Source organism: Erwinia sp. TECH1, assembly GCF_054057575.1.
Genome location: NZ_JBSRZK010000001.1, coordinates 509,628 through 523,556 on the forward strand (window position 1 = coordinate 509,628; position 13,929 = coordinate 523,556).

The 13,929-nt window shown below is 58.5% G+C and carries 10 protein-coding genes; 6 read left to right on the plus strand and 4 right to left on the minus strand.

Annotated elements, in window-relative coordinates:
• The first annotated feature begins 42 nt into the window (after window positions 1–42).
• From ACVWZ0_RS02240 to ACVWZ0_RS02250, 3 genes are all read left to right on the plus strand, one after another.
• Window positions 43–1,236 carry an amino acid aminotransferase gene (locus ACVWZ0_RS02240; RefSeq protein WP_253456185.1) on the plus strand — a complete coding sequence of 398 codons (1,194 nt, stop codon included), beginning with the start codon at window positions 43–45 and terminating at the stop codon, window positions 1,234–1,236.
• Window positions 1,237–1,351: 115 nt separating this feature from the next.
• A complete protein-coding gene (locus tag ACVWZ0_RS02245; RefSeq protein WP_253456182.1) occupies window positions 1,352–1,768 on the plus strand; it encodes a secondary thiamine-phosphate synthase enzyme YjbQ in 417 nt (138 codons plus the stop codon).
• A gap of 1 nt (window position 1,769) precedes the next feature.
• A complete protein-coding gene (locus ACVWZ0_RS02250; RefSeq protein WP_125290176.1) occupies window positions 1,770–2,099 on the plus strand; it encodes an MmcQ/YjbR family DNA-binding protein in 330 nt (109 codons plus the stop codon).
• A gap of 62 nt (window positions 2,100–2,161) precedes the next feature.
• Here the strand turns inward: ACVWZ0_RS02250 and ACVWZ0_RS02255 are convergent, their stop codons facing one another.
• Together ACVWZ0_RS02255 and uvrA are read right to left on the minus strand one after the other, a co-directional pair.
• A complete protein-coding gene (locus ACVWZ0_RS02255; protein ID WP_125290177.1) occupies window positions 2,162–3,214 on the minus strand; it encodes an NAD(P)-dependent alcohol dehydrogenase in 1,053 nt (350 codons plus the stop codon).
• A 248-nt stretch (window positions 3,215–3,462) separates the two neighbouring features.
• Window positions 3,463–6,294 (minus strand): excinuclease ABC subunit UvrA, encoded by a 2,832-nt coding sequence (gene uvrA, locus ACVWZ0_RS02260; RefSeq protein WP_253456179.1) that lies wholly within the window; start codon window positions 6,292–6,294, stop codon window positions 3,463–3,465.
• A gap of 310 nt (window positions 6,295–6,604) precedes the next feature.
• Here uvrA and ACVWZ0_RS02265 point away from each other — a divergent pair, with 310 nt between their 5' ends.
• Window positions 6,605–7,147, plus strand: a complete 543-nt coding sequence (locus ACVWZ0_RS02265; protein ID WP_253456176.1) for a single-stranded DNA-binding protein — start codon at window positions 6,605–6,607, stop codon at window positions 7,145–7,147.
• Between the two features lie 95 nt (window positions 7,148–7,242).
• Here ACVWZ0_RS02265 and ACVWZ0_RS02270 read toward each other — a convergent pair whose 3' ends face one another.
• Window positions 7,243–11,046, minus strand: a complete 3,804-nt coding sequence (locus tag ACVWZ0_RS02270; RefSeq protein WP_253456173.1) for an NAD(P)-binding protein — start codon at window positions 11,044–11,046, stop codon at window positions 7,243–7,245.
• Window positions 11,047–11,460: 414 nt separating this feature from the next.
• On the opposite strand from ACVWZ0_RS02270, the gene ACVWZ0_RS02275 reads away from it, so the two are divergent.
• Window positions 11,461–12,390: an alpha/beta fold hydrolase gene (locus tag ACVWZ0_RS02275; protein ID WP_253456170.1), complete on the plus strand. Its 930-nt coding sequence runs from the start codon at window positions 11,461–11,463 to the stop codon at window positions 12,388–12,390.
• A gap of 185 nt (window positions 12,391–12,575) precedes the next feature.
• Here the strand turns inward: ACVWZ0_RS02275 and ACVWZ0_RS02280 are convergent, their stop codons facing one another.
• Window positions 12,576–13,334 (minus strand): SDR family NAD(P)-dependent oxidoreductase, encoded by a 759-nt coding sequence (locus tag ACVWZ0_RS02280; protein WP_253456167.1) that lies wholly within the window; start codon window positions 13,332–13,334, stop codon window positions 12,576–12,578.
• A gap of 382 nt (window positions 13,335–13,716) precedes the next feature.
• On the opposite strand from ACVWZ0_RS02280, the gene cspE reads away from it, so the two are divergent.
• Entirely contained in the window at window positions 13,717–13,929 is a 213-nt protein-coding gene (cspE, locus tag ACVWZ0_RS02285; protein WP_125290184.1) for a transcription antiterminator/RNA stability regulator CspE, read from the plus strand.

Here is a 13,929-nt window from a genome sequence, read left to right on the forward strand (position 1 = left end):
GCGCCACAGCGCCCGACCAACTAATTAATGGAGATTTGCACCGTGTTTCAAAACGTTGATGCCTATGCTGGCGATCCGATCCTTTCCCTGATGGAAACCTACAAGCAGGATACGCGCCCCCACAAGGTTAACCTGAGCATCGGGCTGTATTACGACGGCCAGGGCGTTATTCCTCAGCTGAAGGCGGTAGCCGCAGCGGAAGCGCGTCTGAACGCGCAGGCGCACGATGCTTCTCTCTATCTGCCGATGGAAGGGCTGCCGTCCTACCGCAGCGCGGTTGCGCCGCTGCTGTTTGGTCAGGCGCATCCAATGTTGCAGGCCGGGCGTATCGCCACCATCCAGACCGTTGGCGGCTCCGGCGCGCTGAAGGTCGGTGCGGATTTCCTCAAGGCGTATTTTCCCGGCTCTCAGGTCTGGGTCAGTAACCCAACCTGGGAAAACCATATTGCGATCTTTTCCGGCGCGGGTTTCCAGGTAAACACCTATCCGTGGTACGACGATGCGACCAACGGCGTGAAGTTCGAAGAGCTGATCGCCACGCTGAAGACGCTGCCGCCGCAGAGCATCGTGCTGCTGCATCCCTGCTGCCATAATCCGACCGGCGCCGATCTGACTAACCAGCAGTGGGACAGCGTGACGGCGGTACTGAAAGAGCGCGATCTGATCCCCTTCCTGGATATTGCCTATCAGGGCTTTGGCGAAGGCATGGAAGAAGACGCCTATGCGATCCGCGCGATTGCCGCCGCAGGTTTACCGGCGCTGGTCAGCAACTCTTTCTCAAAAATCTTCTCGCTGTACGGCGAGCGCGTCGGCGGTCTTTCCGTAGTCTGTGAAGATGCGGAAGAAGCTTCCCGCGTGCTGGGCCAGCTGAAGGCCACCGTGCGCCGCAACTACTCCAGCCCGCCAAACTTCGGCGCTCAGGTGGTGGCCTGCGTGCTGAACGACGCGGCGCTGAAAGCGCAGTGGCTGGCGGAAGTCGAGGCGATGCGCGTGCGCATCTCCACCATGCGTCAGGCGCTGGTGGACGTGCTGACCACGGCGGTGCCGGGCAAAAACTTCGATTACCTGCTGAAGCAGCGCGGCATGTTTAGCTACACCGGTCTGAGCGCGGCACAGGTCGATCGCCTGCGTGACGAGTTCGGCATCTATTTGATTGCCAGCGGCCGTATGTGCGTGGCGGGCCTGAACAACGAGAACGTGCATCAGGTTGCCGAAGCCTTCGCCGCGGTGATGTAAGCCGCTGTGGCCGGACGCCCGTCCGGCCTTTTTCACTCTTTTTTCCCTCCACAGGTTTACCTTTTCCCATCATGCTGCACACTTAACGGAACGTATTCAGCTAAGGAGCATAACGATGTGGTATCAGCAGACAATCACCCTGGATCCCAAATCCCGCGGCTTTCACCTGATAACGGACGAGATCGTCCAAGAGCTGCGGCGGCTTGGCGATGTGCAGGTCGGCCTGCTGCATCTGCTGCTTCAGCATACTTCCGCCTCGCTGACGCTGAATGAAAACTGCGATCCCACGGTGAGAAGCGACATGGAAAACCATTTTTTGCGGCAGGTGCCGGAAAGGGCTAACTATGAGCATGATTACGAAGGCGCGGACGATATGCCTGCGCATATTAAATCTTCGTCGCTGGGCGTGTCGCTGACGCTGCCGGTGAGCCGTGGCAAGCTGCTGCTGGGCACCTGGCAAGGCATCTGGCTGGGCGAGCATCGCAATCACGGCGGCAGCCGCCGTATTATCGCCACGCTACAGGGGGAATGACATGAACGTATCGGATTTACTTTCTTACTGCATGGACAAGCCGGGCGCGGAGCAGGTCGTGCATAACGACTGGAAAGCGACCCAGATAAAAGTGGACGACGTGCTGTTTGCGATGGTACATGAAGTGGACGACCGTCCTGCGGTAACTCTGAAGTCGACGCCCGCGCTGGCGGATTTACTGCGGGAAAAGCACAGCGATGTGGTGCCCGCCGCGCATCTGAATAAAACGCACTGGAGCACCGTGCTGCTGGATGGCTCGCTGAAGGATTCGCAGATTTACTATCTGATCGACGCCTCGCTTCAGCAGGCGCTGGCTACGCGAACGGCGTAGTGAAAGAAGACGCGGCTCAGGCACCCTGATACCCATCGGGCTTCAGGATGCCTGAAGAACGTTTATCCGCGCAGCGTGGCGATATCAATCACAAAACGGTACTTCACGTCGCTTTTCAGCATACGTTCGTAGGCTTCGTTGATTTCGTCCATTTTGATCATCTCGATATCCGAGGTGATGTTGTGCTTGCCGCAGAAATCCAGCATTTCCTGTGTTTCTTTGATGCCGCCAATCAGCGAACCGGCGATGCTGCGGCGTTTGAAAATCAGGTTAAACACCTGCGGTGATGGATGATCGTGTTCCGGCGCGCCAACCAGCGTCATGTTGCCGTCGCGACGCAGCAGCGTGATAAACGGGTTCAAATCGTGCGGAGCCGCCACGGTATTCAGGATAAAATCAAAGCTGTTGGCGTGCTGTGCCATCTGCTCAGGATCTTTAGAAATCACCACTTCATCCGCGCCCAGGCGTTTGCCGTCTTCTACCTTAGAAGGCGAGGTGGTGAACAGCACGACGTGCGCGCCCATCGCGTGTGCAATTTTCACGCCCATATGGCCCAGACCGCCCAGGCCCACGATACCGACTTTTTTGCCCGGGCCTGCGCCCCAGTGGCTCAGCGGCGAATAGGTGGTGATGCCGGCGCACAGCAGCGGCGCGGCGCCTGCGGGATCCAGATTCTCCGGCACGCGCAGCACGAAGTCTTCATTGACGACGATCTGCGTTGAGTAGCCGCCGTAGGTGATGTCGCCGGTTTCGCGATCTTCACCGTTATAGGTGCCGGTAAAGCCGTTTTCGCAATACTGCTCCAGGTCTTCTTTACAGCTGTCGCAGGTGCGGCAGGAATCAACCAGACAGCCGACGCCGACTAAATCGCCGATTTTATACTTGTGCGTATGGCCGCCGACGGCGGTCACGCGACCTACGATTTCATGTCCCGGTACGACGGGAAAAATGGTGTTTTTCCACTCGTTGCGGGCCTGGTGTAAATCGGAATGGCAGACGCCGCAGTAAAGAATTTCAATCTGTACGTCGTGCTCACGCAGTTCGCGCGGCTGGAATTCAAAAGGCGCAAGCTTTGCATCGGCGCTTTTAGCGGCATAAGCATGGGTAATATTCATGGACTCTCCTGATAATGGAATGGCGTGTGCCTCACGGCTCATTAAGGATAGTGGCCCGTTCCGCGCAGGGGTATGCCGGAACCTGTTTAAATCTTGCCTGATCCTGCAAGTTTTAGGGGAAAATGACAAAAAACAGGCGCTAATAAGAAAGTTTTATTGCAGACGCGGAAGAAAATGGCGGAAGCGATAACGGCAGTGCAGAGGGAAAAAAGGCGCGAGCCGTTAACGACTCGCGCCTTCGTAGCAAACTATTTCTTTGCCAGTAGCGGTTTAAGGAAGCGTGCGGTATGCGACTCTTTGCACTCCGCCACCGTTTCCGGCGTGCCGGAGACCAGGATCTCGCCGCCGCCGCTGCCGCCTTCCGGGCCGAGATCGACAATCCAGTCAGCCGTTTTGATCACGTCCAGGTTGTGCTCAATCACCACGATGGTATTGCCCTGATCGCGCAGCTGGTGCAGCACGGCCAGCAGCTGCTGGATATCGGCAAAGTGCAGGCCGGTGGTCGGCTCATCCAGGATGTAGAGCGTCTGACCGGTGCCGCGCTTCGACAGCTCGCGGGCCAGCTTGACGCGCTGCGCCTCGCCGCCGGAAAGCGTGGTGGCCGACTGCCCCAGACGGATATAGGAAAGGCCCACGTCCATCAGCGTTTGCAGCTTACGCGCCAGCGCAGGCACCGCATCGAAGAACTCGCGCGCCTCTTCGATAGTCATCTCCAGCACCTGGTGAATGCTTTTGCCTTTGTATTTAATCTCCAGCGTCTCACGGTTATAGCGCTTGCCCTTACACTGGTCGCACGGCACGTAGATATCCGGCAGGAAGTGCATTTCCACCTTAATCACGCCGTCACCCTGACAGGCTTCGCAGCGTCCGCCGCGTACGTTAAAGCTGAAGCGGCCCGGCGTATAGCCGCGCGTGCGCGATTCCGGCACGCCCGCAAACAGTTCGCGCACCGGCGTAAAGATGCCGGTATAGGTGGCCGGGTTGGAGCGCGGCGTACGCCCGATCGGGCTTTGGTCGATATCGATAACCTTATCGAAATGCTCCATGCCGGTAATTTCGCGATAGGGTGCCGCCTCGGCGATGGTGGCGCCGTTCAGCTGGCGCTGCGCGATAGGGAACAGCGTATCGTTGATCAGCGTCGACTTGCCGGAACCGGACACGCCGGTAATGCAGCTGAACAGGCCAACCGGCAGCGTCAGCGTGACGTCCTTCAGGTTGTTGCCTTTTGCGCCGCTCAGCTTCAGCACTTTGCTGGCATCGGCTTTGACGCGCTCTTCCGGCACCTGAATACCGCGCTCGCCGCTCAGGTACTGTCCGGTCAGCGACTCCTTCACCGCCATGATGTCGTCAACGGTGCCTTCCGCCACCACCTGGCCGCCGTGCACGCCCGCGCCCGGCCCGATATCAATCACGTGATCGGCAGCGCGGATCGCATCTTCATCATGCTCTACCACGATCACGGTGTTGCCCAGATCGCGCAGGTGTACCAGCGTCTCCAGCAGGCGCTCGTTATCGCGCTGGTGCAGGCCGATAGAAGGCTCATCCAGCACGTACATCACGCCCACCAGCCCGGCGCCGATCTGGCTCGCCAGACGGATACGCTGTGCTTCGCCGCCCGACAGCGTTTCAGCAGAGCGGGACATCGACAGGTAATTCAGGCCGACGTTAACCAAAAACTTCAGGCGATCGCCGATCTCTTTCAGTACTTTCTCGGCGATTTTGGCGCGCTGGCCGCTCAGCTTCATGTTCTGGAAGAACGCCATTGCATGGCCGATGCTCATATCCGAAATAGTCGGCAGCGTGGTGTTCTCAACGTAGACGTGGCGCGCCTCACGGCGCAGACGCGTACCTTCACAGGTCGCACAGGCGCGGTTGCTGATAAACTTCGCCAGGTCCTCGCGCACCGCGGCGGACTCCGTCTCTTTGTAACGGCGCTCCATATTATGCAGCACGCCTTCGAACGGATGGCGACGCACGGAGGTATCGCCGCGATCGTTGATGTATTTAAACTCGATGCTCTCTTTGCCGGAGCCGTACAGGATGATTTTGCGAGCCTTGTCGCTCAGTGAATCAAACGGCGCTTCGATGTCGAAATCCAGGTGTTCGGCCAGCGAGCGCAGCATCTGGAAGTAGTAAAAGTTACGGCGATCCCAGCCACGGATAGCGCCGCCGGCCAGCGACAGCTCCGGGTTTTGCACCACGCGATCCGGATCGAAATATTGCTGTACGCCCAGACCGTCGCAGGTCGGGCAGGCGCCGGCCGGATTGTTGAACGAGAACAGGCGTGGTTCCAGCTCCGTCATGCTGTAGCCGCAGATTGGACAGGCGAAATTGGCGGAGAAGATCAGCTCTTCCGCCTGCGCGTCGTCCATATCGGCGATCACGGCGGTGCCGCCGGAAAGCTCCAGCGCCGTCTCAAAAGATTCCGCCAGGCGCTGTTTCAGATCTTCCCGCACCTTGAAGCGATCCACCACTACTTCGATGGTGTGTTTCTTTTGCAGCTCCAGCTTCGGCGGATCGGAGAGATCGCAGACCTCGCCGTCGATGCGCGCGCGGATATAGCCCTGTGAAGCCAGGTTTTCCAGCGTTTTGGTGTGCTCGCCCTTGCGTTCTTTAACGATAGGCGCGAGCAGCATCAGGCGGCGGCCTTCCGGCTCCGACAGCACGTTATCCACCATCTGGCTGACCGTCTGCGCCGCCAGCGTGACGTCGTGGTCCGGGCAGCGCGGTTCGCCCACGCGAGCAAACAGCAGGCGCAGGTAGTCGTGGATTTCCGTGATGGTGCCGACGGTAGAGCGTGGGTTATGCGAGGTTGATTTCTGTTCGATCGAGATGGCTGGCGACAGCCCTTCTATATGATCGACATCCGGCTTTTCCATCAGCGAGAGGAACTGACGCGCATAGGCGGAAAGGGATTCCACGTAGCGGCGCTGCCCCTCGGCATACAGCGTATCAAACGCCAGCGAGGACTTACCCGAACCCGACAGGCCGGTGACAACGATCAGTTTGTCGCGCGGGATGATCAGGTTGATATTCTTCAGATTATGGGTGCGGGCACCCCGTACTTCGATCTTATCCATTCACAATTCCCGGATTAACACGGACGTCACCATGCCTGTCCGGCACGGCCAGAATTAAGCCTGTTAGTATGGCACAAAAAAAGCTGAATGGATATACAGTACTTTGCTGTATAATACGCCACGGGATCCTGGCATTGCCAGGCGGCGCCAGGGCATTTTGCGATCCTGCCCGCCCCGCCTGCCGAAAGGCTGCGCCTGAAAGCGACCCTTTGCGATCTGCCTCTGAAACCCGGATCCGAAGGTATAATCTATGGGTAGGGCGTGTTAGAATTTCATCCTTAAGCTAAGAACATTTATCGGAGAGACGAACATGGCCAGCAGAGGCGTAAATAAAGTAATCCTGGTGGGAAATCTGGGTCAGGATCCGGAAGTCCGCTATATGCCGAATGGCGGCGCCGTTGCCAACATTACGCTGGCCACGTCCGAAAGCTGGCGTGACAAGCAGACCGGCGAAACCAAAGAGAAAACGGAATGGCACCGCGTCGTGCTGTTCGGCAAGCTGGCGGAAGTGGCGGGCGAATACCTGCGCAAAGGCTCTCAGGTTTATATCGAAGGGGCGCTGCAAACCCGTAAATGGACCGACCAGGCGGGCGTGGAGAAGTACACCACCGAGGTTGTGGTTAACGTTGGCGGCACCATGCAGATGCTGGGCGGCCGTCAGGGCGGCGGCGCACCGGCTGGCGGCGGCCAGGGTCAGAACAACAACAACGGCTGGGGCCAGCCGCAGCAGCCTGCGGGCGGCAACCAGTTCAGCGGCGGCCAGCAGCAGCAGTCTCGTCCACAGCCGCAGCAGAACAGCGCGCCGGCGGGCAACGAGCCGCCAATGGATTTCGATGACGATATCCCGTTCTGATTATTGTCGCCGGGCCAAGGCCTGGGCAGACTAAACAGCAAAAACCCCGTTTATACGGGGTTTTTTTATGGCCGCAGTTTTATAGCCGCAGCGGATTAACCCAGCGTGCTGGTGGCGACGCTCTCGCTTTTTACGTTCTCTGCCGCGCGTTTACCGGCCAGGAACGCGTGATCCGAATTGTAGTACTCCCACTCGCTATAGCGACCCGACAGATGAATATCCTGGGTCAGCAGCCACTGGCGGATTAACGCGACGTTCGCCTGGCGGTGATGGTCGTACACCACATAGGCGTAAGGCATATCGACCTCGCTGGCGGTAATCACGGGATCGTCAGCGCGGATAATACCAACCCGAATACAATCCTCCACGCAGCGGGCTATCAGCGCGTCGCCTTTCAGCGGCAAAGGGTGCTCCGCGCAATAGCTGATCTCGCAGGTCAGGCCAAAGCCATCTTTCGGGTTATTAAACGGACTGGCGTTGCCTTGCAGGAAAATGCGGTGGAAGATCGTCTCGCCCGGATAGTAAATCCAGTGTTTCTCGCTAAGGTTAGCGCGGCCGATGCCCAGGTTGACGCAGCGCACTGAAACATGACGCAAATGCCTGGCGGCTGCCTGCACGTTTTGCGGCGCTTCATCGCCCATCAGAACGATCAGTTCCGGCAGCGGCATAGTATTGATCAGCTGCTCATAGCGAAAGGCCCGTCCGTCGGCCAGCAGCGCGGTGCGCGCCTGCGGCAGGATCTTGACGATAGCAGCATTGGTTTCCAGCCTGCATTTCAGATGGGGTAAAAAACCGGACATCAACGCCTGAAAACCGCCGCGCAGCGGATAGCCGAAGCGGGCGTTTGGGCCGACCGGCTTCGCCAGCGGCTTCAGCGCGCCGTCGATAATCTGATCCAAATCCGGTAAGGGCACGCGGCCGCCGAGCCATGAGGTTTCCATTTCGCTCAGCGGCAGCTTCCACAGCTTGTTGTTGTAGGGCAGCGCAAAATAACGCGCGATGCCTTTTCCCCACGTATGCAGGATAAACTGCTCAAAATTTTCCGGTTTGCCGACGGTCAGTGCGCACGCTTCATCGGGCACCGATCCATCCGCGCAGCAGTCGCGGTGGCTAAGACGGTTCTCCGTGCGGCGCAAATCCCTGGCGGCCGCGGCGTTAAGCGGCACCGCCTGCGCTTCGGCCTCGCCATAGCGCGCTTCGATAGCGCCAAGGATGCACTCTTTGATCACCTCCGGCGGCAGCCCATGCAGCGCGGACTGGAAAGGGTAGCGGGTGTGCACGCCCTCGCTGTAAACCCAGGCCTCCCGATCCTGCCAGTGCAGGTTATCGCCCAGCAGCATCTCGTAAAGCTGCAGCACGTAGGGATCCTGGGAAAACATAATATGGCCAGCGTAATCGAAGGTGAAACCGGCGTGTTCGACCGAGCGGCACCAGCCGCCGGGCGCGGCGTTTTTTTCCAGCAGCACGGCGCCTTCGCCATAGTGGTAGCCCGCGCTCAGCCCGGTCGGCCCGGCGCCGATAATCAAACAGGGAACCTTCTCTGCCTCTTCGGCCTGCACGTTAAGCCAGGCGACATCCTGTGCCTTAACGGCTGCGTCGGCGGCTGACGGCGCGGAGTGGGCGACGACAGCCTGTGTCATCAGCTCGTGCATTCGATCTGCAGTGCGATCCCAGGACGTCTCCGCCACTTTGGTGCGCATCTTCGCGGCGAGCATCTGGTGAGCGTCCGGCGTCAGTTTCAGCATCTTTTCACAGGCGTGGATAAAGGCCGCGTGACTATCGGCAATTTCGACCAGCCCCGCGTAGTGCCGCTGCACGTCGGCGATAGCCGTGCTGACGACAGGCAGACGAGCCGCCATATACTCCAGCACTTTGGTTGGGCTGATATAGCGCGTGGAGGCGTTCAGGGCGAAGGGCATCAGGCAGACATCCCAGCCCGCGAGAAACTGCGGCAGCGCCTGATAAGGCTGCTGCCCGAACCAGTGAATATTGCCGCGCTGCGGCAGCGTAGCCGGATCGATTTTCACCACCGGCCCGACCATAACGATCTGCCAGTCCGGATGGCTGTCGGCCAGCGCCGCAATGAGCGGCAGATCCAGACGCTCATCGATCACGCCATAGTAGCCCAGGCGCAGCGGCGGCAAATTTTCCTGCAAAGGATGGCCGTTGCTGCGATCCAGCGCCTGCTCAAAATGCACCGCGTCTACGCTGCTGGGGAAACAGTGTACGTGAGGATGCTTGCTTTTTTTCGCCTCGTACAGGCTGGTGCCGCCGGTAAACACCAGATCGGCCCGGCTCATCAGCGCGGATTCACGCTGTTGGAGCTGGCGCGGCGCCTGATCGAACGCCGACAGCTCATCCATGCAGTCGTAAATAATGGCGCGCGGCTTCAGGCCCGTCAGCAGAGGCAGCGCCATAGGCGTATAGAACCAAATCAGCGGCTGCTCATCCTCATCAATCAGCGTGGCGAGCAGAAGCTGAAGCGGCGCAATCTGGCTGTCGTGAAAACCCGGCGCGTTGACGTCGGTATGCGGCTGCACCACCGTCACGTTAGGCGCCGGGCTGCTGGTATGGATCTCTTCCGCTCCCGCCTGATAAATCGGCTCTTCAACAAACAGGATGCGGTAGTGCTGCGCGAGGCGGGTCAGCAGATGCTGAGGGCGTTGAAAAACGAATCCCCAACGCAGATGACTGAAAACAATCAGGACTGGTATTTTCATATTATTCTCCCGGGCTTCCCTGGCCGACGTGATAAAGGAATGAAAACGGCGCATCGTACGCTGCGCCAGGAGCAGAGCATGGTCATAAGGGTGTTGGAGCTGACGTGCACAGGGATCGGGGCCTTGCCGATCGAGATCCCACAAGCCGCTGCGGGTCCAGAAAGCGGTGTCTTCCCAAAGCGGTCGATCGATAATCGGATAAAGGCAAGCGCCGCTGATGGTGACGCCAGCCAGCTGCGCCTGCGCAAGCTGCGAGCCGATCTCCGCGATCCAGGCGCCGCGCCCGCTGCCGACATGGCTGGTTTCGGCCAGCAGCAGCGGCCGCTGGTAGCGATTATGCAGCGCATGCAGCAGCGCATGCAGCGGCTTGCGGCGTGCGTCGCCAAGATGCCAGTAGAGTCGACGGCCGGAAAACGCTTCCCACTGATTGTCGTGATAATAATTAACGCCAATCAGATCCAGATAGTGCGGCGCGCCGCCCAGTTCGGGCTCGCAGCGGCCCGCGATCATATCCCAGGCCTGATATTGGGATTCAGTTATGCTGCGGGCGGCCTGCCGACAGGCTTCGTTTTCTTCATCGGCGATAACGTGGATCAGGGGATCGCAGTGCAGAAAGCGCGCGCGGGGATCGGCAAGGCGAATGGCGTCACAGGCGGCCAGCGTGGCGCGCACCAGCTGGCGCTTGGCGGCAAGCGCGCGGTCATTTTCCGGGCCGCCCGCACAGGCGAACAGGCCGACCGAGATACCCCAACTGAGGAAAGAAATCTCATTCATCGGCGCGTAAACCGGCGCTTCCGATCCTGCATAGAACGGCGCCAGAAATTCCGCTAATGCGCCGCAAAATGCAGCGAAACTGCTGATAAATTCGGAAGAAAACAGGCTCAGGTATTCAGGCCAGCCGTAGTGGCACAGAGTCCAGGAGATCTGTATATCGTGTTCGCGTGCGGCCTGCATTCGCAACGCGACGGAAGAAAAATCGTAGCCCTTTGCCGTTTCAGCGAGCCGCCAGCCGACGCTTTCGCGCACGGTGGAAATATTAAAATGTTTAAGCCGGGCATAATCCTGTCGGGCCTGCGTCAGGTGGTCGGTAATCGCATTCATCGACAGGCGCAGGCCCTGCGGATTAATGTGATCGGCTCCTTCGTAACCTGCCTGCCAAAAACTGCGAAATGGCGCCATGCAAAATTCCCTTACCGTTTAAAAGAGAATATTTTCCCGCCAGCGTCAGGGTGCCGACGGCTGGATAGCAGCTGTGCAGGCCGATTACGATCGGTCTGAAAACCGTTTCCACGCCGTAAAAAAGGCAATATCCGCCGTAAGCTGGCGAACGGGGGAAAGCGGTAAAATCAGTGAGGAGCAGAAGAAAAGGCGGCTGGAGACTGAACCGCACAAGTCGCCGCGCCGCAGGCCATACTCAGCCAGGCGGCGAAACTTTGTACTGATTATAGACAGCATCCGGAAATGCAATGTGATTTTCGTCTCTTTCAGGAAAGTTCTGGCGCTGTAAAAGCACGCTAAACTTTCCGACGAGAAGGCGGCCCGAAAACAGAAACGCCGTCTTATACACAGGGGATGATATTACGGGAGCGTGAAATGGCAACAGATCAACAGGTTGAAACCGCAAGAGGCGCATCTCCGTTTATTGCGGATTGCTCGCTTAAGGACGTAAAGCTGCCAAACGGGATAACGCTGCGCGTTGCCGTTATGGGGCAGGGTAAGCCGCTGGTGCTGCTGCACGGACATCCGCAGAACCATCTGGCGTGGCGGAAGATTGCGCCGGCGCTGAGCCAGCATTACACGGTGGTGATGCCGGATCTGCGCGGCTATGGCGACAGTGATAAACCGCCAGGCGATGCCGATCACCGCTGCTATTCCAAAAAAGTGATGGCGCAGGATGTGGCCCAGCTGATGGACGCGCTGGGCTATGACCGTTTCGCTTTTGTCGGCCACGATCGCGGCGGCCGCGTCGGACACCGGCTGGCGCTTGATTATCCTGATCGGGTGGAGCGCTGCGTTTTTCTCGATATTGCGCCGACGGCAACCATGTATGCGCAGACCGACAAAGCGTTTGCAACCCGCTATTTCTGGTGGTTTTTCCTGATCCAGCCCGAGCCGCTGCCGGAAAAAATGATCGGCAACGATCCGGCTTTTTTCCTGCAAAAGCATATTGAAGGACAGCTGAAAACGCCTGGCGCCACGGAGCCGGAAATTTTCGCCGATTATCTGCGCTGTTACCGCGATCCTGCGATGATCCACGCGGTCTGCGAAGATTATCGTGCCTCGGCGACAATCGACCTGGCAGACGATGCGGCGGACAGCGATCAACGTATCCGTTGCCCTTTGCTGCTGCTGTGGGGCGAGAAGGGCACGGTAGGCCAGCTTTACGACGTGGTCGCCACATGGCAGGAAAAAGCCCTGTGCGTCAGCGGCGAGGCGTTGCCGTGCGGGCATTCGCCTCAGGAGGAGGTGCCGGAAAACGTGCTGGCGACGCTGCTGCCTTTTCTGGCCGAGGATGATGAATAGCCGCGCCTGCTCAGCGGTGCCCACCTGCTTGTGAAGGGGGAGTAGCCGCGCCTGTTTATCGGTGGCCGCCTGCCTGAGAGGGAGGAGTAGCCGCGTCTGTTTATCGGTGGCCGCCTGCCTGAGAAAGACGAGTAGCCGAACCTCGACTGCCTGCGACGGCTTCTGAAGCCGCGACGCCGACCAGGTCAGGCGAGCCGGATACCCGCGTCGATCATAAACTGCGCGCCGGTGCAGCCTCGCGCCTCATCGGAGGCCACAAACAGCGCCATTGCGGCCACGTCGCGACCCTGAAGCACTATCTTCAGCGCCTGCGCGGCCTGAATTTCCGCCTGCGCTTCCGGCGTGCGCCACAGCGCCTGCTGTCTGGGCGTGGCGATTGCGCCGGGTACCAGACAGTTGACCCGGATACCGTACTGGCCCAGCTCACGCGCCAGCGTCTGGGTCAGCCCGATAACGGCGGCTTTGGCCGTGGTGTAACCGACCATCCCGGGGCGGCCTCTCATAAACGAGGTTGAGCTGGTCAGTAGAATATTCCCCGATCCCTGTCGGCGCATAATCTCCGCCGCCGCCTGGCTGGCGAAAAACTGGTGATCCAGATTCACCGCCAGCCGATCGCGCCAGTATGCCGGCTCCACGCTAAAGAAATCGTGGCGATCGTCATTGGCGGCATTATTGATCAGCACGTCCAGCGCACCTTCCTGGCTGGCGATATCGTTAATAATCGCCCGACACGCCGCGCCGTCACGCAAATCGCAGTAGTGAAAAGTTGTGCCGAGCTGCTTTGCCAGCGCTTCGCCGCTGCGATCGATATCCAGAAAATGCACCTTGCCCTGCTGCTGAGCGAAAGCCGCAACCAGATCTGCGCCGATCCCGCTTGCGCCGCCGGTGATGATGATGGTCTTATTTTGCAGGCTGCTATAGCGAGTGTAAGTTTCGTTTAACATTAAACGCGTCTCCGGAGGCGGATTTGAGTTAAGTGCATGAAAACAGACGAAAGCGCCAGCGTCTTTTTTGCCGCAGCGGGCCAGCGCAATAGCGTAAAATCATAGCGTATTGGCGCTGGCTGGTTTCTAAACCGGCGGCCAAAAAACCCGGCGCGAATAAAATATAAAAAATAAACGTTGCTTAACTGAGTCAGGCATGACTTAATAGCGTCATCGGTTTGGAATACAGACCTTATGAAAGCAGTTTTAGTAAAGCAGTCCTCAGCGCAAGCGTTATCCAACGATATCCTTCCTCCTGATCTTCTTCTAAGTGCCCAATAAGTTATGCTCTGGAAACAGGCCTTCACGCCAATTTAAGTGGCTCAAAATTAAGGAAGTATCGATGTCTGGTAAAATGACTGGTTTAGTAAAATGGTTTAACGCGGATAAAGGTTTCGGCTTCATTTCTCCGCAGGACGGCAGCAAAGACGTATTTGTACATTTCTCTGCAATCCAGGGTAATGACTACAAAACGCTGGACGAAGGCCAGAAGGTAGAATTCACCATCGAAAATGGTGCTAAAGGCCCTTCAGCTGCAAACGTCGTCGCACTGTAA